General features: G+C 30.9%; 24 protein-coding genes, 1 other RNA gene and 1 riboswitch. Of the genes, 10 read left to right on the forward strand and 15 right to left on the reverse strand.

Features of this window, described 5'->3' with window-relative positions; genetic code table 11:
• Nucleotides 1-45: 45 nt before the first annotated feature.
• The 4 genes from AQ1685_RS12245 to AQ1685_RS12260 form a co-directional block, all read right to left on the reverse strand.
• Entirely contained in the window at nucleotides 46-2,820 is a 2,775-nt protein-coding gene (locus AQ1685_RS12245) for a bifunctional aconitate hydratase 2/2-methylisocitrate dehydratase (RefSeq protein WP_173862357.1), read from the reverse strand.
• Nucleotides 2,821-3,231: 411 nt separating this feature from the next.
• Nucleotides 3,232-3,548, reverse strand: an RNA gene (gene rnpB / locus AQ1685_RS12250) — RNase P RNA component class A.
• Nucleotides 3,549-3,709: 161 nt separating this feature from the next.
• Entirely contained in the window at nucleotides 3,710-4,834 is a 1,125-nt protein-coding gene (gene dnaJ / locus AQ1685_RS12255; RefSeq protein ID WP_095072549.1) for a molecular chaperone DnaJ, read from the reverse strand.
• A gap of 76 nt (nucleotides 4,835-4,910) precedes the next feature.
• On the reverse strand, nucleotides 4,911-5,495 hold the full coding sequence (locus AQ1685_RS12260) for a nucleotide exchange factor GrpE (protein WP_095072550.1): 585 nt from the start codon (nucleotides 5,493-5,495) through the stop codon (nucleotides 4,911-4,913).
• A 155-nt stretch (nucleotides 5,496-5,650) separates the two neighbouring features.
• Between AQ1685_RS12260 and AQ1685_RS12265 the strand changes: the two genes are divergently transcribed.
• Nucleotides 5,651-6,157, forward strand: coding sequence for a hypothetical protein (locus tag AQ1685_RS12265; RefSeq protein ID WP_157730204.1), 507 nt, complete (start codon nucleotides 5,651-5,653; stop codon nucleotides 6,155-6,157).
• Nucleotides 6,158-6,235: 78 nt separating this feature from the next.
• On the opposite strand, the gene AQ1685_RS12270 is transcribed toward AQ1685_RS12265, so the two are convergent.
• A complete protein-coding gene (locus AQ1685_RS12270) occupies nucleotides 6,236-6,991 on the reverse strand; it encodes a heat-shock protein Hsp90 (protein ID WP_095072554.1) in 756 nt (251 codons plus the stop codon).
• A 154-nt stretch (nucleotides 6,992-7,145) separates the two neighbouring features.
• Here AQ1685_RS12270 and AQ1685_RS12275 point away from each other — a divergent pair, with 154 nt between their 5' ends.
• Nucleotides 7,146-7,331, forward strand: a complete 186-nt coding sequence (locus AQ1685_RS12275; RefSeq protein ID WP_095072556.1) for a hypothetical protein — start codon at nucleotides 7,146-7,148, stop codon at nucleotides 7,329-7,331.
• Between the two features lie 199 nt (nucleotides 7,332-7,530).
• A complete protein-coding gene (locus AQ1685_RS12280; protein WP_095072559.1) occupies nucleotides 7,531-7,755 on the forward strand; it encodes a hypothetical protein in 225 nt (74 codons plus the stop codon).
• Nucleotides 7,756-7,808: 53 nt separating this feature from the next.
• Here the strand turns inward: AQ1685_RS12280 and AQ1685_RS12285 are convergent, their stop codons facing one another.
• The 5 genes from AQ1685_RS12285 to AQ1685_RS12305 form a co-directional block, all read right to left on the reverse strand.
• On the reverse strand, nucleotides 7,809-8,984 hold the full coding sequence (locus AQ1685_RS12285) for an SH3 domain-containing protein (protein WP_157730205.1): 1,176 nt from the start codon (nucleotides 8,982-8,984) through the stop codon (nucleotides 7,809-7,811).
• 14 nt (nucleotides 8,985-8,998) lie between these two features.
• Nucleotides 8,999-10,312 (reverse strand): UDP-N-acetylglucosamine 1-carboxyvinyltransferase, encoded by a 1,314-nt coding sequence (gene murA / locus AQ1685_RS12290; protein ID WP_095072563.1) that lies wholly within the window; start codon nucleotides 10,310-10,312, stop codon nucleotides 8,999-9,001.
• Complete coding sequence (locus AQ1685_RS12295) at nucleotides 10,313-10,951, reverse strand: DUF4290 domain-containing protein (RefSeq protein ID WP_095072565.1); 639 nt, start codon at nucleotides 10,949-10,951, stop codon at nucleotides 10,313-10,315.
• Nucleotides 10,952-11,006: 55 nt separating this feature from the next.
• On the reverse strand, nucleotides 11,007-11,873 hold the full coding sequence (locus AQ1685_RS12300; protein WP_095072567.1) for a hypothetical protein: 867 nt from the start codon (nucleotides 11,871-11,873) through the stop codon (nucleotides 11,007-11,009).
• Between the two features lie 114 nt (nucleotides 11,874-11,987).
• A complete protein-coding gene (locus AQ1685_RS12305) occupies nucleotides 11,988-14,315 on the reverse strand; it encodes an ATP-dependent helicase (RefSeq protein ID WP_095072569.1) in 2,328 nt (775 codons plus the stop codon).
• A 180-nt stretch (nucleotides 14,316-14,495) separates the two neighbouring features.
• On the opposite strand from AQ1685_RS12305, the gene AQ1685_RS12310 reads away from it, so the two are divergent.
• Entirely contained in the window at nucleotides 14,496-15,008 is a 513-nt protein-coding gene (locus AQ1685_RS12310) for a DUF7935 family protein (protein WP_095072570.1), read from the forward strand.
• 64 nt (nucleotides 15,009-15,072) lie between these two features.
• On the opposite strand, the gene AQ1685_RS12315 is transcribed toward AQ1685_RS12310, so the two are convergent.
• On the reverse strand, nucleotides 15,073-16,980 hold the full coding sequence (locus AQ1685_RS12315) for a TonB-dependent receptor plug domain-containing protein (RefSeq protein WP_095072572.1): 1,908 nt from the start codon (nucleotides 16,978-16,980) through the stop codon (nucleotides 15,073-15,075).
• 51 nt (nucleotides 16,981-17,031) lie between these two features.
• A riboswitch (cobalamin riboswitch) is annotated at nucleotides 17,032-17,226 on the reverse strand.
• Between the two features lie 9 nt (nucleotides 17,227-17,235).
• Nucleotides 17,236-18,174 carry an ABC transporter substrate-binding protein gene (locus tag AQ1685_RS12320; RefSeq protein ID WP_095072573.1) on the reverse strand — a complete coding sequence of 313 codons (939 nt, stop codon included), beginning with the start codon at nucleotides 18,172-18,174 and terminating at the stop codon, nucleotides 17,236-17,238.
• Nucleotides 18,175-18,271: 97 nt separating this feature from the next.
• On the opposite strand from AQ1685_RS12320, the gene AQ1685_RS12325 reads away from it, so the two are divergent.
• The 6 genes from AQ1685_RS12325 (at nucleotide 18,272) to AQ1685_RS12350 (ending at nucleotide 22,969) form a co-directional block, all read left to right on the forward strand.
• On the forward strand, nucleotides 18,272-18,775 hold the full coding sequence (locus tag AQ1685_RS12325) for a bifunctional adenosylcobinamide kinase/adenosylcobinamide-phosphate guanylyltransferase (RefSeq protein WP_095072574.1): 504 nt from the start codon (nucleotides 18,272-18,274) through the stop codon (nucleotides 18,773-18,775).
• Nucleotides 18,776-18,781: 6 nt separating this feature from the next.
• Complete coding sequence (gene cobT, locus AQ1685_RS12330; RefSeq protein WP_095072576.1) at nucleotides 18,782-19,813, forward strand: nicotinate-nucleotide--dimethylbenzimidazole phosphoribosyltransferase; 1,032 nt, start codon at nucleotides 18,782-18,784, stop codon at nucleotides 19,811-19,813.
• A 12-nt stretch (nucleotides 19,814-19,825) separates the two neighbouring features.
• Nucleotides 19,826-20,590 (forward strand): adenosylcobinamide-GDP ribazoletransferase, encoded by a 765-nt coding sequence (locus AQ1685_RS12335; RefSeq protein WP_095072577.1) that lies wholly within the window; start codon nucleotides 19,826-19,828, stop codon nucleotides 20,588-20,590.
• On the forward strand, nucleotides 20,575-21,114 hold the full coding sequence (gene cobC, locus AQ1685_RS12340; protein ID WP_095072578.1) for an alpha-ribazole phosphatase: 540 nt from the start codon (nucleotides 20,575-20,577) through the stop codon (nucleotides 21,112-21,114). Before AQ1685_RS12335 ends, cobC begins: the two co-directional genes overlap by 16 nt.
• Entirely contained in the window at nucleotides 21,107-21,748 is a 642-nt protein-coding gene (locus tag AQ1685_RS12345) for a hypothetical protein (protein WP_095072580.1), read from the forward strand. The genes cobC and AQ1685_RS12345 overlap by 8 nt, the downstream gene beginning before the upstream one ends.
• Before the next feature lie 99 nt (nucleotides 21,749-21,847).
• The gene (locus tag AQ1685_RS12350) at nucleotides 21,848-22,969 is read left to right on the forward strand and encodes an ABC transporter substrate-binding protein (protein WP_095072581.1); all 1,122 of its coding nucleotides are present in this window, start codon (nucleotides 21,848-21,850) and stop codon (nucleotides 22,967-22,969) included.
• Nucleotides 22,970-22,974: 5 nt separating this feature from the next.
• Here the strand turns inward: AQ1685_RS12350 and AQ1685_RS12355 are convergent, their stop codons facing one another.
• The 3 genes from AQ1685_RS12355 to AQ1685_RS12365 all read right to left on the reverse strand — a co-directional run bounded on the left by AQ1685_RS12355 (nucleotide 22,975) and on the right by AQ1685_RS12365 (nucleotide 24,788).
• Nucleotides 22,975-23,361 (reverse strand): DUF302 domain-containing protein, encoded by a 387-nt coding sequence (locus tag AQ1685_RS12355; protein WP_095075068.1) that lies wholly within the window; start codon nucleotides 23,359-23,361, stop codon nucleotides 22,975-22,977.
• A 79-nt stretch (nucleotides 23,362-23,440) separates the two neighbouring features.
• The gene (gene msrA / locus AQ1685_RS12360) at nucleotides 23,441-24,040 is read right to left on the reverse strand and encodes a peptide-methionine (S)-S-oxide reductase MsrA (protein WP_095072582.1); all 600 of its coding nucleotides are present in this window, start codon (nucleotides 24,038-24,040) and stop codon (nucleotides 23,441-23,443) included.
• Nucleotides 24,041-24,152: 112 nt separating this feature from the next.
• Entirely contained in the window at nucleotides 24,153-24,788 is a 636-nt protein-coding gene (locus AQ1685_RS12365; protein WP_095072584.1) for an HmuY family protein, read from the reverse strand.
• Nucleotides 24,789-24,798: the final 10 nt, after the last annotated feature.

Here is a 24,798-nt window from a genome sequence, read left to right on the forward strand (position 1 = left end):
TCAAGTAAAAACTTGAGCTTTATAATGTGTTATAAAAGTTGCTAATTAAACAACTAATAGCTTTTGAGAAGGCTTGAATTTAGTTAATACAATACCCTCTACAGCTGCTTGATATTCTTCTAATGTTGGAGTTCTTCCTAAAATTGAAGATAATACTACTACTGGAGTTGATGATAATAAAGATTCTCCTTTTTTCTCTTTAGAATCTCTTACTACACGACCTTGGAATAAACGAGTAGAAGTAGCCATTACCGTATCTCCTGGTTCTGCTTTTTCTTGATTCCCCATACATAAGTTACATCCTGGACGCTCTAAATATAATACGTTTTCATATTTTGTACGTGCTGCAGCTTTAGGTGCATCATCATCAAATACAAAACCTGAATATTTAGCTAATACTTCCCAATCTCCTTCTGCTTTTAACTCGTCAACAATGTTATATGTTGGAGGTGCAACTACTAATGGAGCATTGAATTTAACTTCACCTTGTTGCGCTTCAATGTTCTTTAACATTTGAGCTAAAATTTTCATATCTCCTTTGTGAATCATACAAGATCCTACGAAACCTAAATCAACTTTCTTAGTTCCTCCGTAGAAAGATAAAGGTTGAATATTATCGTGTGTATAACGCTTAGAAACATCTTCGTTATTTACATCTGGATCAGCAATCATTGGCTCAACAATCTTGTCTAAGTCAATAACAACTTCAGCATAATATTTAGCATCAGCATCTGGTCTTAAAGCTGGTCTGCTTCCAGATTCTAATTCAGCAATACGATTGTTAGCTTTGTCAACTAAACCTTGTAATACTTGCTTTTCATTATCCATTCCTTTATCGATCATAATTTGAATACGATCTCTAGAAATTACTAATGATTCTATTAATGTTTCATCTTCAGAAATACAAATAGAAGCTTTAGCCTTCATTTCAGCAGTCCAATCTGTAAATGTAAATGCTTGATCAGAAGTTAAAGTTCCAATGTGTACTTCAATAATCTTACCTTGGAATACATTTTCTCCTTCAAATTGATCTAACATTTGTTGTTGTGTAGCATGCACTACATCACGGAAATCCATGTAAGGAACCATGTTTCCTTTGAATGTTACTTTAACAGACTGAGGAATTGGCATAGTAGCCTCTCCTGTTGCTAAAGCTAAAGCTACTGTTCCAGAATCAGCTCCGAAAGCAACACCTTTTGCCATTCTTGTATGTGAATCACCACCAATAATTACATCCCAATCATCAACAGCAATGTCATTTAATACTTTATGAATAACATCTGTCATTGCATGGTAAACTCCTTTTGGATCACGTCCAGTAATTAATCCGAAGTCATTCATAAACTTCATTAATCTTGGAATGTTAGCTTTTGACTTATCATCCCATACAGAAGCTGTGTGACATCCCGATTGATATCCAGCATCTACGATTGGAGAAATTACAGTAGCTGCCATCATTTCTAACTCTTGAGAAGTCATTAAACCAGTAGTATCTTGAGATCCTACAATATTAACCTCTACACGAGTATTTGAACCAGCATGTAAAGTAACACCTGGAGTATTACCTACAGCATTTCTATTGAAAATTTTCTCTACTGCAGTTAAACCTTGACCTTCAATAGAAATTTCTTTAGAAGGCGCATAAACTTGAGGAACATCAATTCCTAAAGCTTTACATGCAAAAGTTTGTAATTTCTTACCGAAAACTACTGCGTAAGAACCTCCTGCTTTAATAAACTCCATCTTTTGAGGAGTTAATGCAGTTGAGATATCTTTTAATTCAGTATCTCCGTTGTATAATTTCTTTTCTTTAGTATTGATTGTTAAAACAGTACCTGTTTTAACTGAATATACTTCTTTTAAGATTGGATCACCATCTTCATCTACGATAGTATTTCCATTTTCATCTTTTTGCTTTACCCAGTTTTTAAGGTCGATTCCAATACCTCCTGTAACACCAACTGTTGTTAAGAAAATTGGCGCAATACCATTTGTTCCTGCAATTACTGGAGCAATGTTAATAAATGGTACATATGGACTAGAAGAAATACCTGTCCATAAAGCCACGTTATTTACACCTGACATACGAGAAGAACCAACTCCCATTGTTCCTTTCTCTGCAATTAACATTACACGTTTATCTGGGTGTTGTTTTTGTAGTGCTAATAATTCATTTTGCATATCCTTATTATGCTCAAACATAGATTGACCGTGTAACTCACGATCTGATCTTGAGTGTGCATCAGCACCAGGAGAAAGTAAATCTGTAGAAATATCTCCAACACCTGCAACATAAGTCACTACTTCTATTTCTTCGTCAACTTCTGGTAACTCAGTAAAGAATTCAGCTTTAGCATAGCTTTCGATAATATCTTTAGCTAAGCTATTACCATCTTTCATCGCATTTTCTAAACGCTCAGTATCTGCTTCATATAAGAATACTTGTGTTTTTAAAACTTTAGCAGCTTCTTCAGCAATACTTGAATCGTTTCCTAATGCTAAATCTAAAAGTACTTCGATTGAAGGACCTCCTTTCATATGTGATAACTGCTCAAAAGCAAAAGTAGGTGTAATCTCCTCTACTACAGATTCTCCTAGGATAATCTCTTTTAAAAACTTTGCTTTTACGCCAGCTGCACTTGTTGTACCTGGTAATGTATTATAAATAAAGAAATTAAGAGACTCTTTTCTGTGCTCATTATTTACATCTTTAATTTGTGAGATAATTTCACTAAGCAATTCGCTGCCATCAATTGGCTTAGGATGTAAACCTAGCTCTTTCCTTTCTTCAATCTCTTTTAGGTAATCTTGGTAGTTCATAATAGAAAAATCTTTTCAATGTTAAAGGCAATTTTATCAATTAGTTGTTTACGCCTAATCTTACTTTGCCATAGTTAATTGTAACAATGTCGTTTGTATAGTTGCATATCATCTGCAAGACTATTCTAGTTTAATTGTCCTATGTAATTTCTATTAAATAAGACTCAATTTTTATGAGTTGCTTACAAACAAAAATTACACAGTAAATGTTTATAATTTTAAGTCTGGCGAATTTACTAATTTTCGTTCATATTTGAAAATAATATAACGTTTTCGATCAAACATTAAATATTATCTAACAAAAACCATCCTAAAAAGACATTTTTTATCAATTTACTAAAAAAGAAAACGTAAATTATCAAATTCACAATTTTAAATACAAGATTTTGAGATATTAAAAAATAATTTAAAAGAAAAAGCAGACCAATAAGCCGGATTCTGTAACTTTTTAATACAAAAAAGTCCTTATCATTTATCTAGTTAGTGCATTACTGCAAAAATCTATCTGCCTACCCCTTAGAATCGTGCGAGTAGCACTCGAGCTCTAATATACGTGGCATTGCACCGCATAGAGTTTACCTGATTTCACTACAGCATTACCTGTACATTCTTTCTGTTGCACTTGTCCTCAGTTTACACTGGACGGATGTTATCCGCTATGCTTACTCTTCGGTGTCCGGACTTTCCTCTAAGAGTTAAACTCCTAGCGATAAGGCTAGGTCTGCTAATTTAATTTTTTACTTGATAGTTTTCATAAAAAAACCCACTCAAAGATTGAGTGGGAAAATTGCTATGAAAAAGAAAAAGTATCTAGAACGTCTTCTAGACACTACAAATATATAACTTTTTTTAACTTCTAACAAAAAAAAACAAAAAAAATATGTTTTCGTTAAGAAAACATATCTTTTACTCTATCAAAAAATGATTTATCTGATTTTTGAGGGTTAGGAGAAAAGTTATCATCTACCAACATCGACTCAAAAAACTTACGTTGTTCTTTTGTTAATTCTTGTGGCGTCCACACATTAATATGGATTAAGAAGTCTCCTGTTCCATATCTTTCTATACTTGGCAATCCTTTACCTTTAAGTCTTAAGATTTTTCCAGATTGAGTACCTGCTTCAACTTTAATTTTAACTTTCCCTGTAACTGTTTCTATTTCTCTTGAAGTTCCTAATACTGCTTCAGAAAAATTAATGTATAAATCATAATGTAAGTTACTTCCTTCACGTTTGATTGTTTCGTGTTGTACTTCTTCAATCAAAACTAGTAAATCACCTGGAATAGAATTTTTACCTGGAGCTTCGTTTCCTTTTCCTCCAACTTTTAATTGAACTCCTTCTGTAACACCTTCAGGAATATTTATCGAAACCGTTTCTTCTTTAACAACCATTCCTTGAGCATCTGCATCGTTAGGTCGTTTATCAATCATTTCTCCAGCACCTTGACAAGTTGTACATGTGGTTGCTGTTTGCATTCTTCCCAATATTGTATTGGTAACTCGCATGATTTGACCTGTACCATTACATGTTGTACAGGTTTTATAAGTAACTCCGTCTGCTTGAACTTTTCTACGAACTTTTACTTTCTTCTCTACTCCTTTAGCTATCTCTTCTAAAGTTAATTTGACACGAATACGAAGATTTCCTCCTTTTACTCTAGCTCTTCCGCGACCACCACCGCCAAAACCGCCAAAACCGCCTCCGAAGGCTCCTCCAAAGATATCTCCAAACTGACTAAAAATGTCATCCATGTTCATTCCGCCACCGCCGAAACCTCCAGCTCCGCCTTCAAAGGCTGCATGACCAAACTGATCGTAACGCGCTTTTTTCTGCTCATCGCTTAGAACTTCATAGGCTTCAGCACACAATTTGAACTTTTCTTCAGCTTCTTTGTTATCTGGATTCTTATCTGGATGGTACTTAATTGCCATCTTACGATAAGCCTTTTTAATCTCTGCCTGTGTAGCAGATTTTGCTACTCCTAATATTTCGTAATAATCTTGTTTTGCCATTTTTATTCAATTAACAATTAACAATTATCTATTAACAATGATCATTGATCACCGATGATTGACAACTGATAAATATTTAAGCTTGTCCTACTACAACTTTAGGATGACGAATGATTTTATCTCCAAGTTTATATCCTTTCTCTACGCAATCTATAATTTTCCCTTTCAAATCATCAGATGGTGCTGGGATTTGTGTTATTGCATCATGAGTATCTGCATCAAAAACATCTCCTTGATTCACTTCTATAGCAGACAATCCTTTTTGTTCTAGAGTTTTAAGTAATTTTTGATAAATTAATAATACTCCTTTTCTTAACTCTTCTGCTTCTTTATCGTCTTCAATATGTGTTAATGCTCTTTCAAAATCATCAAGAATTGGCAGTAAAACTGTCATTAATTCCTGATTTGCAGTTTTAAAAAGTTCAATTCTTTCTTTAGATGTTCTTCTTTTGTAGTTTTCAAATTCAGCAAATAAACGCAAATATTTATCTTTTTCTGCCTGTAATAAAGCCTCTGATGATGGTTTTTCATCTTCCGATTTATTATCCTCTTCTTTGTTTTCTAACTCATTTTCATCTAATTGACCTTCAACAGAATTCATTTCTGCTTCTTTCATTGCGTCATTAAATTCGTCTTCTTTAGTATATTGATCTTTACTCATTGTAAATCGTTTCTTTATTTTTTGTTTGCTTATTGATTGCAAGAATACTGCCAACACTAAAAAAATGTCATTATGACATTTTCTTAATACTCTACATATGATTTTCTTTTTTTAATCGTTATATTGTAATTAAATAATCCCAAAAATACCCAATTATGAAATTTTTATCAAAATCAATCTTGATTTGTTTGACTGTAGCAATCGTATCATGTAAAAAAAATCCCGCAGAAAGCCCTGAACATAAAGCTTTGGTTGCAGAACATGAAGTTATGATGAAAACTCATGAAGAGATTGAAAAGAAACATGCAAGTATGGGCGACGATCACAGTGCTATGCTTTCATCTCACAAAGATTTAAAAAATGATTCTTTACATGTAGTGAATGAAAAAGCTCATGCGGCTATACTTGGATCTCATACATCTTTAGTTGAAAAACATAAAAAACTAATGAGTGAACACAAAGCTTTAGAAGAAAAACATTTAACTGGAGAAATTTCTTTAGAGCAAATGGTAAAAGATCATGAAGTTTTAAAGAAACAACACCAAGAAATGTTAGACGAACACAACAAAATGGTTAAAGATCATGAAAAAGTAAAAGCTGAAGACGCTAAAATGGCTGCTGAAGATAAAAGTAAAGAAGAAACTACTGAGGAAAAGAAATAATTTTTATCATTTCTTATAAAGAATAAAAAACTACCGTGTAAGAACGGTAGTTTTTTTTGTTTTTTAAGTGTTGAAAAATTACTTTGGAGCATTAATTATTTCACTTCCTTCAGGAATTTTAAAGTCAATATTGTCTAAAAATTTAATATTAGATAAACTAACTTCTCCTATTTGATCTGTATAACCTTGCTCTATTGTCCATAAATGAAATGTCCAGTTCGTTGAAAAAGGAATTCCTTCTATAGTTTTATAGCTATTATATTTTACAGCATGAGGCTCTTTTTCTGCTGCTTCCTTGCCTTTACCAAAGCTTACAATATAAGCTGCTCCTTCTAAAACATGATCTTTTGTTTTATAAATAATATACCAATCATCTGGAGCATCACCAGTTCCTGACTCAAATGCTAGCTTACCAGTATCTAAATCATTACCTCCCCAAGTATTCTTTTTAAATTCAGACCAAACTGTACCAGAATCTTTTAATTTATATGGTAAACCTAAGAAATATGACCATGTAAAAATATCGAATCGTGCTCCAGCTTTAGCTTTAGTAGTAATTCCCTTTCCATAAACATTGGTTCCATCAAAAATAATAACGGCTCCACTTTCTTTTATAATTTTAATCTTTCCTCCTCCAGTTTCCTGCATTATAGTTCCTTTCATGTAATCTTTGCCTCCAAACTGAATGGAAATATCGTAACTAAGGTATTTTTTATTTAAAAAATCAACTTTTTTATGTGTATCTTCTATTTTTCTTATGAAGTTCTCTTTCTTTTCTTGAGAAGAGACCGTAATTGATACGATTAAGAATAGTGTGATAAAGATTTTTTTCATTTTAATAAGTATTAGTTATTCATCAATTATATGAGTTAAAGGTCGATATTATTATGAGACCTTACTTTTTTAACATTAAAAAATGTTATTTATATTTTAATTAACAAGGAAAGTTTTTAAATTTAAAACAATTATTAACCTCATTTATATTACTATGAAAAACTTATTAAATGTTAATGGAGTATCTGTATTAACAAAAAAAGATCAAAAAACTTTAAATGGAGGTATTGTTCTAATCAATGCTAAATATTGTGAGTGCGATTGTAGTGGAAAAGTTTCTGGCCCTAAATATTGTGAACAAATCATTTCATGTTCTCAAGAATACAACTGTAATCAATAAAAAAAAGGCGACTAAAGTAGTCGCTTTTAATTTTGACTTTCGTTAAATAAATTCAGAGTGATAGTCATCATTATTAAAAAAAGAAAGTAACGTTACCAAAAAATAAAAAAAATAGAAAAATAGAAAAATAACAGTTAATGGTATTGGATATTATTGGACAATAGATTATGAAGAAGATTATGGTATAATTCTATGTAATGTGGGTTTAATTGAAAAGCCGAATTTTAGATTTAGTTTTTGGAGAGGAGCAGATAGCAGTCATAAACGTTATATTCACAATGGAGTTGAACAACAACACGAAGTAAAAACTATAACTCCTTCTATAGTTAGAAAAGCAATTATTTATGCTAATACGAATTTAGATTGGCTGAACAATAAACCTAGTTCCATACCTTACAATTCAAAATGGTTTGAAGTTCAATAAATCTAAATAATGTGAATCCACCAATAACCCTCTGAAAAAGTTACTTTTAATATTTATGGGTAGATAGAAAAAGAGAACTTATCAGGTCGATTATTTTTAAAAGTAACTTCAATACCTGCATAATCGAGGAAATAAAATCCATAATCATTAGGATAATGTCCATTGTAATAAAATATTCTTGCTAATTTTTTTACAAATTGATCTCTAGTAACTTTAGACGAAATTTTAAACCCATTCACCACATATGCATTTGTTTTTAAAGATAGCCAGATGATTTCAGCAACTCCTTTAGTTTCTTCAACCATAAACTCTGCATCTTTATAAACATAACGAATAGTTCCTGCAAAACAACAATCATCTTCTTCCTTTACCTTTTTAATTGGGCTTCCTTTAATGTTTAGTAGTTCTTTTAGTGTTAATTCATAACCTTCTACTTTTACCCCATTGATAATTAAAAAGTTTTTTTCTTTATCTATTTTTTCAAGCTCTGCATAGGATAGTTTATTCTTTTTTTCTTCTTCAATGGTAATTTCAAGTACTATTTTTTTGATTAGATTTTTATCATTTACTTGTTTCGCTACTGATAGGCATCGCTTCAATCCTGATGCTTTTGATGCATCTACATTTGTATTCCAAATGAACTCGTTTATACGTTGGCCTATTTTTTGTCTTTCTGCTACATTTGAATACGGAATTGTATCAAACTGTTTATAGAGTTCTTCCAATATTGGCCGTTTACCAAGAAACTTTTGTTGAATAAAGTATCCACCCACATTAACCCAATCCTCTGGATCATATGGATAATAATTGACTCTAGCCACTTCACCCATGGTAAATACTTTTCCCACTTTGGTTTTCGTTGACGGACCAAGTCTTCCTCTCAAAGAGGCTACAGTGATAAACATATGAGGAGAACCATAAATCCCGTCATTTTCAATAATGGGACTCGGTGAAGGTGTATAATTATCAGAAGCATTTAAAGTTTTTCTAATAAAAGACTTTAGGACGTAGCCTGTTGAAGTATTATCTACTGTTACTTTTACAAACTCTTGATTAATATCACTTTCTTCAATATTATTAACTAAAGCTCCACGTAATAAAATTCCTAAATGTGTAGCACCTGTACTAGGTTCTGAGTACAACTTTGTTGGTGATACAATAAACTTTTGCGCTATAACGGAAGTAACACAAAGTGAGAAGACAAAAACACTTATTATCCTTTTGTACATCTCACTTTACGATTTTACTCTTCTATTCTTTCTATTTTAGCTCCTAAAGCCTGTAAACGAGGTACAATGCGTTCGTATCCTCTGTCAATCTGCTCTATATTATGGATAATACTAGTTCCTTTTGCAGAAAGTGCAGCTATTAATAATGAAATACCTGCTCTAATATCAGGAGAAGTCATTTTTGTTGCTTTTAATTGTGACTGGCGATTGTGTCCTATAACAGTTGCTCTATGTGGATCACATAAAATAACTTTTGCTCCCATATCAATTAGTTTGTCTACAAAGAACAATCTACTTTCAAACATTTTCTGATGTATTAAAACTGTTCCTTTTGCTTGTGTTGCAACTACTAAAACAATACTTAATAAATCTGGAGTAAAACCTGGCCATGGTGCATCTGCAACAGTTAAAACTGAACCATCAATATAATTTTGGATCTCATAACTCTCTTGAGCAGGAATATAAATATCGTCATTTTTTTTCTCTAACTGAATTCCTAGTTTTCTGAATACATTAGGAATTTGTCCTAAATCCTTCCAACTTACGTCTTTAATTGTTAATTCAGATTTAGTCATTGCTGCCATACCAATCCAACTACCTATTTCAATCATATCAGGTAAGATTCGATGTTCACATCCACCTAATTCTTTTACGCCTTCTATAGTTAATAAGTTAGAGCCAACACCAGTGATTTTAGCTCCCATACTATTTAGCATCTTACAAAGTTGTTGTAAATAAGGTTCGCAGGCAGCATTATAGATTGTTGTTTTTCCTTTTGCTAAAACGGCTGCCATTACAATATTGGCTGTTCCGGTTACTGAAGCCTCATCTAACAACATATCTGTTCCCGTTAAACCTGTATCAGTTTCAACTCCGTAGAAATATTCTTCTTTATTGTAACGGAATTTAGCTCCCAAGTTTATGAAACCTTCAAAGTGAGTATCTAAACGACGTCTTCCTATTTTATCTCCGCCAGGGCGAGGAATATATCCTTTTCCGAAGCGAGCCAATAAAGGACCAACGATCATAATAGAACCTCTTAAAGAACTTCCGTCTCTTTTAAATTCTGTGCTTTCTAAATAATTTAGATTGATTTCATCAGCTTGAAAACTGTAAGAATTATCACCTAATTTTTCAATCTTTACACCTAATTCTCCTAGAATAAATATTAATTTATTTACATCGATAATATCTGGAATATTATTAATGATTACTTTTTCTGCTGTTAATAAAACTGCACAAATTACCTGTAAAGCTTCATTTTTTGCTCCTTGAGGAGTTATTGTACCTTTTAGCGGATGTCCTCCTTCAATTTTAAAAGATGCCATTTATTTTTTTCTGTTTTTAGAATTTTTGTTGTGAGTTGATTTCTTTTTACCTTGACCTTGATTCCCTCTTTGTTTCAATAAAACCTTGATATCAGCTAGTTCGTCTTCTTTACCTCTATAATCTACTTCCCCATCAGTTAACTCGTATAAATGGTCAAAAATTACTTGGTCTTCAACACTATCTTTATTCCAGTTAAGGTAACATTTTTTCATGTGGTTAGCTATAGTATAAACTAGAGCTTCTTTCATTTCCCCTTCTTCCCAAGTTAAAACAACATCAATCATATTTTGAATATTGTTCCCGTAAAATCTATACTTTGAAGCAGATCTTGGATAAGGCATTGATTGTGGCTTCTCTTTTAGCTCTTCTTGTGAAGGTTTTTCATAAGGTGAATCAACATCTAACTTAAAATCAGACATGATATGCAACTGATCCCACAATTTATGTTTAAAATCAGGAACATCTCGTAAATGCGGTTGTAGATTTCCCATTACATCAATAATAGCTTGCGCCATCGTATTTCTTTCTTCTTTGGTAGGTAAACCTACACAGTGATCTACAAGCTTTTGAATATGCCTACCATATTCTGGTATTATAAGTTTTGTTCTTCCTGAATTATATTCTAAATCAAACGTCATTTCCTATTAATATATTTAGTGCAAAGTAAGGATTAATTATTAATTTACTTCGTATTTAATCTACAGATAATTGTTTATTTTTTTTTAGATCTTTAAACGCTTTTAGTTGTCTCAAAATACCTGACAAACTAAAATAGTAAAAAAGGATATTCAATACTAACACCATCAGTACAGCCATTGTAATTCCTTCTTTTTGATAACCTCTGTAAGCTACGTATGTGAATAATGGACAGAGTAATACTATAAAAATAAAAAAAAGAAGTAAATCCCTATTATATATTTCTTTAACAGCATGATTTGATTCCCCTTCATATCTAGATATCTCCCTGCTTCTTAATACTTTTTCGTAATTAGGAAGAGAAAAATCTTCTTGAACAAAATGAGATAAAAATCCAGTTCCAGAAACAATTAAATCTTCAGGAAATAAAAAGTAATTTGTATTTTTTTCTTGATGTGTTATACTCTCTATTTGCTGCCGTAAAGGTTCAATAAAATCCGCTAAATTTTCTTCGAATCCTCGTAATTGAAAAATATCAATAACTAATTCATAATTATCTTCAAAATTTGATAAAATTACATGAGTGAATTCTTGATATAAAGAAATATAATCAGCATTTAATCTCTTTATATAGTCTAATCCTAATGTAGAATTTTTATTGAATTGACTTTTAGTGATAAAAAACTCTAAAGAATTATTCTCTTCCCATACATCTATTGCATCATGATCTTCGTAATCTATACGTTCGAATGCTTCCCAATCTTTAATTTTATTTTCTAAAGTTTGTTTATCTATTAACGTCAACCAAAACAATGGTAACGAATTGTTTGCTTCAAAAAGTAGTAACGAATTTGTACCTGAAAAGAAATCAACTTCCTCTTGACTGTCTTTGTTTACAAAAAATAAAAAACTTCTATGTCCCATTATAACTTCTTAATAATCACAAATTAATTTATGATTACCAAGCAAACCAATACTCAATACATATTCGTTTACACGTAAGTAATAATGATATTATTTTAACCTACAAATGATAAATTACCCTATCACTTTAAGTTTTGCAAATTGCAATAGTAACTTTTTCTTTCCTGCTGTAGCAAACTGAATTTCTGCTTTTTTATTTGGTCCTTTTCCTTCTAAAGCGATAACTTCACCTTTACCAAATCTATTGTGTTCTACAATATTTCCAACAGTCACTTCTCCATCAAAAAGATTAGCTTTCGCTCCTGATAGTTCAGAAACTTTTTTCATTTTTCCTTTTTTAGGAAGTAAATCACCAGATTTTTTATCTAAAAACTCTTTTCTTTTCTTTTGAATTGGCTTTTGAAAACGAATCTTTTTAGGAGCATCGTCAAATAAATCTGCATCTATAAATCGATTCGCTCTTGGTTCTGGTAATTTTGGTGTTATGTATTCTAAAAACTTATCGTCTATTTCTTCTAAAAAGCGACTTGGTTCTCCATCTGTAAGTTTCCCCCAACGATATCTGGTTTGTGCATATGTTAAATAAGCTTGTTTTTCAGCTCTTGTTAATGCTACATAGAATAATCTTCGTTCTTCTTCTAATTCAGATCTCGTATTCATACTCATTGCTGAAGGAAATAAATTTTCTTCCATACCAACAATATAAACGTATGGAAACTCTAATCCTTTAGCCAAGTGAATTGTCATTAACGATACACGAGGAGTTTCATCTTTCTTATCACTATCAAAATCTGTAGCTAAAGCAACATCTTCTAAGAAAATTGGTAATGAAGCATCTTCGCCTGCTTCTATTTTATCAGTAATAAAATCTTTGATACCGTTTAATAATTCTTGAACGTTTTCTACTTTACTGATTCCTTCAGGAGTTCCATCTTTTTGTAAATCTTTTACTAATTGTGTTTTCTTTACCACCAAATCTGCAACTTCAAAAGCATTTTTTGTTTGCGATTCAATTTGAAAACGTTGAATCATATTGGCAAAATTTTCAAGTTTTGTTTTTGTTCCTGAATTTATTTTTAAATCTATGGTAGACATATTCAGAATTACTTCAAAAATTGATTTCTTGTAATGATTCGCTGCAATAGCAAGTTTATCTATCGTTGTTTGACCAATTCCCCTTGCCGGATAATTAATCACACGTTTTAACGCTTCTTCGTCATTTGGATTGATTAACAAACGTAAATAGGATAATAAATCTTTTATCTCTTTTCTTTGATAGAATGATATACCCCCATAGATTTTATATTTAATATCTTTTTTACGTAACGCATCTTCCATTGCTCTAGATTGCGCATTTGTTCGATATAAAATAGCAAACTCGTTATTTGTTAACTGGTTGTTCATTTTATTATCGAAAATCGATTGTGCTACAAATCTACCTTCTTCACCGTCGGAAATCGTTCGCATTACTTTTATGTAACCTCCAGATTCATTGGCTGTCCAGACTTCTTTATCTAAACGTGTTTTATTTTTTGCAATTACAGAATTTGCAGCATTTACAATATTACTAGTAGAACGATAATTTTGTTCTAGTTTAAATGTTTTTACATCTGGATAATCTTTCTGGAAGTTTAAGATATTTTGAATATTTGCTCCACGGAAAGCATAAATACTCTGAGAATCGTCACCTACTACACAAATGTTTTGAAAACGATCTGCTAAAGCTCTCACAATTAAATACTGAGAATGATTGGTATCTTGGTACTCATCTACCAAAATATATCTAAAACGATCTTGATATCTTGCTAAAACATCTGGAAAACGTGCTAATAATTCATTTGTTCTTAGTAATAAATCGTCGAAATCCATTGCTCCAGATTTAAAACAACGATCTACGTATTCTTTATAAATATCTCCAACCTTTGGTCTGCTTGCCATTAAATCTGCTTCTTGTAAATCAGAATTATTAAAATAAGCTCTTACTGTAATTAAACTATTTTTAAAAGAAGAAATTCTACTTAAGATTTGTTTTGGTTTATAACGATCTTTATCAAGGTTCATTTCCTTAATAATAGTTGTAATTAATCGAACTGAATCTTGAGAATCGTAAATGGTAAAATTAGAAGGATAACCTAATTTATCTGCTTCAGATCTTAAAATTCGGGCAAAAACAGAGTGAAAAGTTCCCATCCATAAATTCTTTGCCTCGCTATACCCTACAACTTTTCCAATTCTATCTTTCATTTCTCGAGCAGCCTTATTTGTAAAGGTTAATGATAGAATGTTAAAAGGATCAACTCCTTGTTGCATTAAATAAGCAATTCTGTAAGTTAATACTCTTGTTTTTCCTGAACCTGCTCCAGCGATTATAATCATTGGTCCATCTTTCTGCAAAACTGCAGCCTTTTGAGGTTCGTTAAGTTGTTCTAAATAAGTATTCAATGGAATAAAATAATAGGTTGAAAGTATTTCAGCGCTAAATTAAATTATTATTTCCTGTTTTTCTAGTAGTAACAATCAATTTTATTCACAATTATGTACAGCTTTAAAAAATAATTTTTGTGTAAACTTGTTGTATATTTACTTAGCTGAAATGCTACTATAAAATAATTAACTGAATACATGGAAGACAAATTAATTGAAGGATTTGCATATGCTTTACCTGCTTTAGTTGCAGGCGGGGTGGCTTATTTAATGTTTAGTTCATTTTTACAAAGAGATGAAAATGAGAAAAAACATGAAGCTTTGGTAACTAAAAAAAAGGAAAGCTTACCTATTAAATTACAAGCTTACGAACGTTTATTACTTTTCTGTGAACGAATTAATCCTGCTAAATTGTTAACTAGAGTAAATCCTATTGGTGATGACGTAAATAGCTACGTGCATTTACTTTTAGCTAATATTGAACAAGAATACGAACATAACTTAGTACAGCAAATTTATGTACATGAAGATGCATGGAAAGCAGTTGTTGGTTCTAAATTAGCTATTGCTAATAAAATTCGAACTACTGCTGAAAATAGTAATAATGCAAAAGAATTACGAGAGAATTTACTAATTGATTATGCGCAAGTTGAAAGTCCTACAGAAACTGCCATAGCAATTATAAAACAACAAGTAAAGAAATTGATATAAAAAAGGTTACCTAAATTTAGGTAACCTTTTTTGAAATAATATTTATGTAGATTGCTTTGTTTGATTAAAATCTAATTTTTAAACCTACATTGATGTTTCTTCCTCTAGTTGAAAAACCAGCAATCTCCTGATAATCTTCATTTAAAATATTGGTTACACTACCAAATAAAGTTACTTTATCTTTATAAAGAGTGTGGTTTACAAAGAAATCTAACACACTATAAGAATCTAGAAAAGCATTCCCAAAATCAGTAGTTTCATCAACAAATTTATATGATAATGATGTATTAGTTTTCGCGAAAGGTTTATAATCTACAGCTACACCAAATTTGTGCTGTGGTATTTTTAATAATAAACTTTCTTCTCTATCGATATATGTGTAATTACCTCTTAATAACACATCTTTTATAGGCTTATATGTTATTTCAGTTTCAATACCTCTTGCTAAAAAAGTTCCTAAATCATTAATTGATTGAAAAGTACTTGGATCAAAACCTATCTTATCTGTTTCTTCTCTGTAGAAATAAGTTCCATTTAATGTTAACTTATCTGCCAAAGCTAACTCAAATCCTCCTTCTATTGTTACATCTTTTTCAGGTTGTAATTCATCTACAGAAGGTAATTTATTAAATATTTCAGCTAATGTAGGTGTAACAAATGCCGTACTGTATGAAGCAAAAACTTTTACATTATTCTTTTCTGAAAAATTAAAATTGTATGATGGATTAATATTGTACACAAAGTTATTTCCATACTCATTATGAATATTTAATCGACCTCCTACATTAATATTGAAATTATATGTTGAATTATAATTTACAGAAATATATGGATCGAAGAAATGTTGCTTCCCTTCTCCTTCTGGAATAGCACTGAATGAAGTACTTTGTAACATATCTTGGTATTGACCAGCAACTCCAGTGATGAAAGAAAATTCACTATTAATTTTATAGTTATTAAAAACATCAAAACCATATACATCTCCTTTATAAATATCATTAGAAGGAAAGAAATCTCTATTGATATTTAATATAGTCGTTCTAACTTTTAGCTCACCTTTATTGTATTTATAATCGGCAGTAAGTCCAAATCTTCTTTGATTGTTAGCAAAACTATTATTTTGATCTACAGCTACGCCTTCAAATGTTACTGGATCAAATTCAAAACCATCAAACTCAGTTCTAAACTCATCGTAGCTACCAAAAAAAACAATTCTTACTTTGTCTGTAGCATTAAAACCAACTTTAATTAAAGCATTTTGACGGCTAAACTTATCTTCTCTATTAATAATATTTTTATTCTCATTTTCAGAAGCCGATAATCCTGAAGAATTATTAGAATTTAACGATAGCATGTAGTCTATTTTATCTACAGTTCCACTAAAGCTAAAGTTTGCTGAAAATTCATCTGGAGCTAACTTAGTATTCTGACTAGCTCTATTGCTTCCTACAGAAGTTGTGAAAGTTCCTGAAAAACCTTTTTTAGAAGCTTTTTTTAGAATTATATTGATAACTCCTGTCGCCGCTCCTGTACCATATAAAGTAGAAGAAGCTCCTTTAATTACCTCAATTCTCTCAACTTGATTGATATCAATCTGACGTAAATCAAAATCTCCAGAAAAAGAAGAAGGATCGTTTACATTAATTCCATCAATTAAAATAGCAACTTGTCTATTTCGTCCACCACGGATATAATACCCTAAGTTTTGCCCTCTATTACTATAATTACCATTAATTTCTACACCAGCAAGATCATTTAAAAAATCTACAATAGTTTTTCCTTGATTATTCTCAATATCTTGAGCTGTAATTTGTTGAACAATTCTACCAATATTTTTTTTATTGGTTTTAAACTTCGTAGCTGTAACTACTACTTCATCTAATTTCTCGCTCTTTTCTTTTTGTTGTGCATGCGAGTTAATGTTTGTAAAAAGGCACGCTAGCACACCTACGACTACAAATTGTTTTTTCATCGATTTACATTTGATTTAAAAATGAGTAACATCCCCTTTTCCCGAAGGCTTGTTATCTATTAACTATTGGCAGGTCTCCTGGCTTGCGTCTTGCAACTTACCTTCCCGCTTTCGCAGTGGTTAAAAAGTAATTAGTTACAGGCTATATAGCTTACAGTTGCGGGTACAGCTTCGGTTTTTCACCGAATTCCCTTTTAATTTTCTTTAAGCGATAGTTAAAGAAAAACCAAAAATCGCAGCAAATTTATGGCATAATTATAAATTACCAACTAACAAATCGTGATATTTTGCGAATTTTATTCTCAATTCATTTGAAACAGAATAATATTCAGGATGAATCATAGCTGCTAAACATTCTATTCCGTCTACTAAAGTTCCTGCAGACGATTGCGTAAACATGGCAAAATCTGCGATATAAACATTCTTATTTTTCACAGCTCGTAATTCGTTCCAACCCGGTTTATTGATTAAAAACTCCATATCTTCTAGAGTTCTTTCTATTCCGTAACCACATGGTGCAATGATTAAAACTTCTGGATCATATTTTATAATCTTATCCCAAGGAATTACAATACTATCTCCTGATGGATGTGATAATAAATCGATTCCACCAGCATAACCGATTTGATGAGGAATCCAATGTCCGCAGTTAAATAAAGGTTCAATCCATTCTAATAACATGATACTTTTAGATTGGATTTTATGTTCACGTTGAACATCAACTACAGCCGCAATACGATCTCGTAATTTTTGAATATAATGAACTCCCACTTCTTCTTTTCCCATAGCTTTAGCAACAGTTAATGCATTCTCAAAAACATCTTCTAAAGAATTTGGTGTAATTGAAATTAACTCAGGAATCTTTGGTAGTTTATAAGCTGATTTTGCTACAGATTCAGTATCGATCTGGCAAACATCACATACATCTTGCGTAAAAATTAAATCTGGAGCAATACTTTCTAAAACTGGTTCATCTACATAATATAAAGTTCCTCCTTCAGCTTTGGTTTTCGAAAAAATCGTATTGATTTCTTCACTAGTAAGTGTTTGTCCTTCTAACTTATATTTTACCACAACTTTTTTCTCTTCTAAAGCTACAGCAGGACATTCAAATGTTACTCCTTCTAAGTATTCTTGTAACCCCATATCATAAATCATTTGGGTTACTGCGGGCATAAACGACGATACTTTCATACTATTCTTTTTAACAGCACAAAAATACGGAGTAATAAATTATATTTTCTTTTTCTAAAAAATCTTTATAATCTTTGTTTTCAAATTTTCTTTGATTATGATGCATTATATCTCAGGAGGAGAACGATCTGGTAAAAGTAGTTACGCACAACAACTTGCTGAATCTTTGTCTGATAATCCTTATTATTTAGCAACTTCAAGAATATGGGATGATAATTTTAGAAATCGTGTACAACGTCATATTTCTGAAAGAGACGAACGTTGGACCACCATCGAAGAAGAAAAAAACATCAGTCAAGTAATTCCAGAAAATGCTACTGTAGTAATCGATTGTGTAACGTTATGGTTAACCAACTTTTTTATGGATACCGATAGTAATGTTGAACTTTGTTTACAACTTGCTAAAGAAGAAATTCTAAAACTTTTAGAAATTGATGCTACTATTATCATTATTTCAAATGAAATAGGAATGGGATTACACGCGCAAACTAAATCTGGAAGACAGTTTACAGAATTACAAGGTTGGGTAAATCAGTTTATTGCAAAAAAATCTGATACTGCAACTTTTATGGTCTCTGGATTACCTTTAACTTTAAAATAAAACTAGATGATTACACCAATCTCTACTACATTAACTGACGATATTCAAAAGAAAATAGATTTTAAAACTAAGCCTATTGGTTCTTTAGGCGTTTTAGAAAAGATCGCATTACAAATTAGTCAGATTCAAAATACATTAACTCCAGAATTAAACAATCCAGCAGTTGTTGTTTTTGCTGGTGATCATGGAATTGTAAAAAACAAACCTGTAAGTCCATATCCACAAGAAGTTACTCAACAAATGGTTTTAAACTTCACTCAAGGTGGAGCAGCAATTAATGTGTTTTGTAAACAAAATAGTATTGACTTGTATATTGTAGATGCTGGTGTAAATGGAACTTTTGAGTACAATGAAAAACTTTTAAATCATAAAATTGCTGATGGAACTTCAGATTATTCCGAAGGAAAAGCAATGTCAGAAAATGAATGTAAAGCTGCTTTAGAAGCTGGTGAGAAAGTAATTCAGAAATTACATAACCAAGGAACAAATATTGTTGGTTTTGGTGAAATGGGAATTGGAAATACTTCGGCGGCATCTTTATTAATGAGTTATTTTACTAATACACCAATTGAAAAGTGTGTTGGAAAAGGGACTGGTTTAGATGATAATGGTGTGAATACCAAAGGTGAAATTTTAAGAACTGTATTTGATTTACATAAAAACGATATTCAAAATCCGATTGATGTTTTAACTAGTTTTGGTGGTTTTGAAATCGTTATGTTATGTGGCGCAATGTTAGAAGCAGCTCGTTTACAAATGACAATTTTAGTTGACGGATTTATTGTTACTTCTGCCCTACTTGCTGCTCATGCTATAGATAAAAATGTTTTAGATTATTGTATTTTTTCTCATACGTCAGGTGAACAAGGTCATGAAAAAATGTTGTCTTATTTAAACGTAAAACCAATTCTTAATTTGGGAATGCGACTAGGTGAAGGTTCTGGTGTAGCAGTTGCCTATCCTATAATTAAATCGGCTGTAAACTTTTTAAATGAAATGGCAACATTCGAAAGTGCTAATGTTTCTGAAGCTGAGTAAAAACGTCATTTCATGAAAAAACAAATCCATTATTTTTTAACTGCTGTATTATTCTTTACAAGAATTCCGTGTCCGAAATGGGTAGATCATTCTTCTGAAGCTTTAAATAAAAGTAGTCGTTATTTTTCATTGGTTGGAATTCTAGTTGGTAGTATTGCTGCCGCTGTTTATTACGCAAGTTCTTTTATTTTCTCTTCTGAAATTTCTTTGGTTTTAAGTATGGTAAGTTCTATTTGGACTACAGGTGCTTTTCATGAAGATGGTTTTGCTGATACTTGTGATGGATTTGGTGGCGGATGGACTAAAGAAAAGATTCTTACCATAATGAAAGATTCTCGCTTAGGAACTTTCGGAGTTATTGGTTTACTCAGTATTTTAAGTTTAAAATTCTTGAGTTTAAAGGAACTTTCAGGTCAAGTTAATATTCCGTTAGTTTTAATTTCTGGTCATGCAGTCAGTCGTTTTATAGCAACTATTTTATTGTATACTCACGAATATGTGAGAGATTTTGATAGCTCTAAAGTAAAACCAACTACAAAACAAATGAGTATAATATCACTAGTTATCTCAGCTATTTTTGGTGTACTACCATTATTCTTTTTTCAAAAACCAATTGTATTTATTAGCATTTTTCCTTTGTTAGTTGCTTATTTATATATGGGGAATTTCTTTAAAAAATGGATTGGTGGTCAAACTGGTGATTGCGCTGGTGCTTTACAGCAAGTTGCTGAAGTTGTTTTTTATATTTCTTTAATTGCCATATGGAAATTATTATAGTACGACATACGACTCCAAACATAGAAAAAGGAATTTGTTACGGACAAGCAGACATTGATGTTACTTCAACTTTTTCTGAAGAATTACAACCTATTTTGAAAGAATTAAAATCAATTGATTTTGATCATATATATGCTAGTCCGTTACAGCGTTGTAAAAAACTAGCTGAAAAAATTAGTACAAATATTACTTTCGATAATCGATTGAAAGAATTAGATTTTGGTGATTGGGAATTGAAAAAATGGGATGATATTCCAGCTGAAGAAATTAATCCTTGGATGGAAAATTTTGTTGAAGTTCCTGTAACTAATGGAGAATCATACATCGACTTGAATAATCGTGTTGTGAATTTCTTACAAGAAATAGAAAAATCAAACACTAAAAATATTGTTATTGTAACTCATGCTGGAGTTATGCGTTGTATTTGGGCACATTACAATACTATTCCGTTAGATAAAACTTTTGAATTGAAATTGACTTATGGTCAAATCTTAAAAATATCAACCGATAAACTCAATGATTAAAAAAGCTGTCTTCATATCGTTATTTTTTATCTCAATCGGAAGTATTCTATCTCAAGTCTCTAGTCAAGTATCTGAGTTATCAAAAAAGTTAGAAGCTATTCATTATGCAGAAAGTAGTCATGTTGGTGTTTCTGGAAAACCTAGTATAATCTATTCTGATTATAGAAAAATTGATTCAATAGCAACAAATGAAGAGCTATTTCATTTTGCAAAAAATGGAAGTAATTCTCTAAGGTTTTACTCTTTAAGATCACTTGTTAATCGAAAAGACATTGATAAAGTTATTTGGTTATATGAGTTCTACTCATCGTATCCTATGAAAGTTTCTTATCAAAGTGGTTGTGAAGTTCAAGCTGTTAGTTTAAAAGAAGTAATCAAAAGACAATTTCAATTAATTCAGAAAATAATTGAAGAGAATCGAGTGGATGTTATTGATAAACAAATTGCATACTACAAGAAAGAATTATTGAATAAGAAAATAACAAAGAACAAAAAGATAACTTTAACCTATGAAGGATTCATTAAAGATTTATACAAAGAAAAAGAGAGTTTAAAAGTATTATCTAAATGGAATTTAAAAGAGTTATCTCTAATTTTAAATAAACTAGAAAGTATTGATAAACTAGAAAGGTAAAATCATTAACATTAAGTGCAACAACGTTTATAATTAATTGTGACTGAATTTTATCTAAAAAAAACACTTTCAATTACTTTTAAAAAATATCAACCGATAATGACAACTAAATTATCTTACATCTATACAATTTTAAGTCTTTTTCTTTTTATTCAATGTAAACAAGAAAAAGCAAAAGAAAACATTCAAAGTCAGAATACTTCGACAATTAAATATGCCAAAGGATTTGATATTATCGAAGAAAATGGAAATAAATATCTACTTATAAAAAAAGTTTTTCAGAACGAAATAAGCTCTTTTAAATACTTACTTTCAGAAAAAAATGACTTTAAAAATAACGAGATCAAAGTTCCAGTAAATCGATTAGTTGTTACAAGTACTACTCATATTCCAATGATTGAATTGTTAGGTGCAGAGGATCGAATTATTGGTTTTCCGAATACTAAATATATTTCTTCAGAAAAGACAAGAAAACGTATCGAAGACGGATTAGTTACTGAACTTGGCTCAGAACAAAGCATGAATACAGAAATCTTAATTGATTTGGTTCCAGATTTAGTTGTTGGTTTTTCATTACACCCTAATAATAAACTGTATAACAATATTAAGAAGTTAGGGTTTCCTGTTGTTTTTAATGGTGAGTGGTTAGAAGAAACTCCTTTAGGAAGAGCTGAATGGATTAAATTTTTCGGTGTTTTGTTAGGTAAAGAAAAAGAAGCTCAAACAGTTTTCGAAACTATTGAAAAGGATTATTTAGCGGTTAAAAAAATAACTCAAAGTATAGATAAATCACCAAAAATTATGTCTGGTAGTTTTTTTAAAGATATTTGGTATGCTCCAGCTGGTGAAAGTTTTAAAGCTAAATTTTTAGCAGATGCTAATTTAGATTATCTGTGGAAAGAAACTTCAGGAACTGGAAGTTTACAACTAAGCTTTGAAAGTGTTTTAGAAAAAACTCAAGAAGCAGAATATTGGATTGGGTGTGGGATACATGAAACAAAATCACAATTGTTAAGTACAAATAAGAATTTTAATGAATTTACTCCTTTAAAAACCAATAAAACTTACACTATTGGTGCCGTAAAAGGAAAATCTGGAGGAATAAAGTACTTTGAATTTGCACCTATTCGTCCAGATTTAATTTTAAAAGACCTAATTAAAATTACTAATCCAGAATTATTACCAGATTATGAATTGTCTTTTTATAGACTAATTGAGTAAAAAACTTACTCAACTGTAGTTAATTTATTTAAGGCATTTGAAATTTTATTTAACAATTCATCTTTACCTTCAATATTGTGTCTTTCTTTTAAATATTCAGGATTATTGTATGTAATAAATACTTTTCCTGCTTCTTCGTAAATCATGATTTTTTGAGGTAAATCGATAGCTAATGTTGGCGCAACATTCATTAAAGGTGTTCCCAAATTAGGATTTCCAAATATTAATAATTTAGTTGGACGCAACGACAAATCTTTTTTACTAGCATTCTCGCTATGATCCAGTTCAAAAATCAACTTTAAATTCGGATTATTTTCAATTTTACTTTTAACTTGTGTGTATGTAGTTTGAAAATCTAAAGGACTTTCTTTAACAATTAAGCTATTATTCATTTTTTCACTTTTATGATTTGATTGACATGAAAGAAAACCAACCAGTACAACTAAAAAACTTACTATTTTTCTCATTTGATTAGTGTGAATCTTTCTTTAATAAACTTGGGAATTTCTTTTTAAATCTATTCAATCTAGGAATGGATACATTTTGTACATAAGGATTGTTTGGATTTAAACGCTCATAATTCTGATGGTAAGCTTCAGCTTCATGGAATTTTTTAATTGGTAGTACTTCTGTAGCAACTTTACCTTTATATACTTTGTAGTTTAATGATTTAATATATTTTTCGATGATTTGCTTTTCTGCATCATTATTATAAAAAGCAATAGATCTGTATTGTGTTCCATAATCTGGATGTTGACCATTTACAGTTGTAGGATCATGAGAACCAAAAAACACAACTACTAAAGTTTTAAAATCTACTTTTTTAGGATCGTAATACACAGCTACAGTTTCTGCATGTCCTGTTCTTCCTGTACCAATACTCTTGTACGTTGGATTTTTTGTATGACCTCCTGCATAACCAGAAACAGCTTCATCGACTCCTTCTACGCTTTCAAAAATAGCTTCTACACACCAAAAACAACCACTTGCAAAATAAGCTACTTCTTTATCTTTTTGCGCTTGTAAATTTATGCCTAATAAAAAAAGAGTTACATATATGATATTCTTCATGATTTCAAAAATTTTACTATTCGTCGCTTAAAAATACTAAAACATACAAAAAGCTACCCGAAAATTCGGATAGCTTTTCAAATTATAAACTAACAAAATTCAATAGAGACTCCTACTGAATGCTTTTATCACCTACATTAGGATTGTACACATAGTTAAATGAGTAATATCTAGCATTATCTGCTTCTGTAGGATCATTATCTTTATAGTAATTTAAAATTTCCATTTTTGCATAATTCCCATCTTTAGTTCTTACGATAATTACTTTTCCAGCTAAAGGACTAATTAAATGTGTTGGTGGTCCTGCATAATTATACCATCCATTATCACTTCCTGTTGGTAAAGCATAACTTCCGGAAGCATCTTGTGAAAACTCGGCACCATCTGGAGCTGTTGTTACATTCGCAAATGTTCCACTTTGAATAACTAAAGCTGCATTTCCTGTTCTCTCTGGTTCATCAGATAAACTTCCTATTTTAGTACCTCCATTTACTAAAATTGTAGTTCCTCTAAAAGCGATATCCCAATTATCATCAGTTACTACTGTTCCAGCTTTGAAACTAAATTTTGTGAAACTTCCTGTTGTTACTGGAGGATTTTGAGTAAAATCTGTGTCTTGTAATGCTGCTAGGTTTGTAATTGTTTTTGATTCTACAGGTTGTGCTGGAATTGTATTATCTTCATCGTTACAAGATGTGACTACAAAACCTATGACTAATAATGTTAAAATTAATTTTATTTGCTTCATGACTATTATT

The organism is Tenacibaculum jejuense (assembly GCF_900198195.1).
Classification (GTDB): domain Bacteria; phylum Bacteroidota; class Bacteroidia; order Flavobacteriales; family Flavobacteriaceae; genus Polaribacter; species Polaribacter jejuensis.

Excerpts from the sequence above, each read along its gene's own strand:
- AQ1685_RS12245 (WP_173862357.1), bottom strand. The coding sequence starts at position 2,820 with ATGAACTACCAAGATTACCTAAAAGAGATTGAAGAAAGGAAAGAGCTA.
- dnaJ (WP_095072549.1), bottom strand. The coding sequence starts at position 4,834 with ATGGCAAAACAAGATTATTACGAAATATTAGGAGTAGCAAAATCTGCT.
- AQ1685_RS12260 (WP_095072550.1), bottom strand. The coding sequence starts at position 5,495 with ATGAGTAAAGATCAATATACTAAAGAAGACGAATTTAATGACGCAATG.
- AQ1685_RS12265 (WP_157730204.1), top strand. The coding sequence starts at position 5,651 with ATGAAATTTTTATCAAAATCAATCTTGATTTGTTTGACTGTAGCAATC.
- AQ1685_RS12270 (WP_095072554.1), bottom strand. The coding sequence starts at position 6,991 with ATGAAAAAAATCTTTATCACACTATTCTTAATCGTATCAATTACGGTC.
- AQ1685_RS12275 (WP_095072556.1), top strand. The coding sequence starts at position 7,146 with ATGAAAAACTTATTAAATGTTAATGGAGTATCTGTATTAACAAAAAAA.
- AQ1685_RS12285 (WP_157730205.1), bottom strand. The coding sequence starts at position 8,984 with ATGTACAAAAGGATAATAAGTGTTTTTGTCTTCTCACTTTGTGTTACT.
- murA (WP_095072563.1), bottom strand. The coding sequence starts at position 10,312 with ATGGCATCTTTTAAAATTGAAGGAGGACATCCGCTAAAAGGTACAATA.
- AQ1685_RS12295 (WP_095072565.1), bottom strand. The coding sequence starts at position 10,951 with ATGACGTTTGATTTAGAATATAATTCAGGAAGAACAAAACTTATAATA.
- AQ1685_RS12300 (WP_095072567.1), bottom strand. The coding sequence starts at position 11,873 with ATGGGACATAGAAGTTTTTTATTTTTTGTAAACAAAGACAGTCAAGAG.
- AQ1685_RS12310 (WP_095072570.1), top strand. The coding sequence starts at position 14,496 with ATGGAAGACAAATTAATTGAAGGATTTGCATATGCTTTACCTGCTTTA.
- AQ1685_RS12315 (WP_095072572.1), bottom strand. The coding sequence starts at position 16,980 with ATGAAAAAACAATTTGTAGTCGTAGGTGTGCTAGCGTGCCTTTTTACA.
- AQ1685_RS12320 (WP_095072573.1), bottom strand. The coding sequence starts at position 18,174 with ATGAAAGTATCGTCGTTTATGCCCGCAGTAACCCAAATGATTTATGAT.
- AQ1685_RS12325 (WP_095072574.1), top strand. The coding sequence starts at position 18,272 with ATGATGCATTATATCTCAGGAGGAGAACGATCTGGTAAAAGTAGTTAC.
- cobT (WP_095072576.1), top strand. The coding sequence starts at position 18,782 with ATGATTACACCAATCTCTACTACATTAACTGACGATATTCAAAAGAAA.
- AQ1685_RS12335 (WP_095072577.1), top strand. The coding sequence starts at position 19,826 with ATGAAAAAACAAATCCATTATTTTTTAACTGCTGTATTATTCTTTACA.
- cobC (WP_095072578.1), top strand. The coding sequence starts at position 20,575 with ATGGAAATTATTATAGTACGACATACGACTCCAAACATAGAAAAAGGA.
- AQ1685_RS12345 (WP_095072580.1), top strand. The coding sequence starts at position 21,107 with ATGATTAAAAAAGCTGTCTTCATATCGTTATTTTTTATCTCAATCGGA.
- AQ1685_RS12350 (WP_095072581.1), top strand. The coding sequence starts at position 21,848 with ATGACAACTAAATTATCTTACATCTATACAATTTTAAGTCTTTTTCTT.
- AQ1685_RS12355 (WP_095075068.1), bottom strand. The coding sequence starts at position 23,361 with ATGAATAATAGCTTAATTGTTAAAGAAAGTCCTTTAGATTTTCAAACT.
- msrA (WP_095072582.1), bottom strand. The coding sequence starts at position 24,040 with ATGAAGAATATCATATATGTAACTCTTTTTTTATTAGGCATAAATTTA.
- AQ1685_RS12365 (WP_095072584.1), bottom strand. The coding sequence starts at position 24,788 with ATGAAGCAAATAAAATTAATTTTAACATTATTAGTCATAGGTTTTGTA.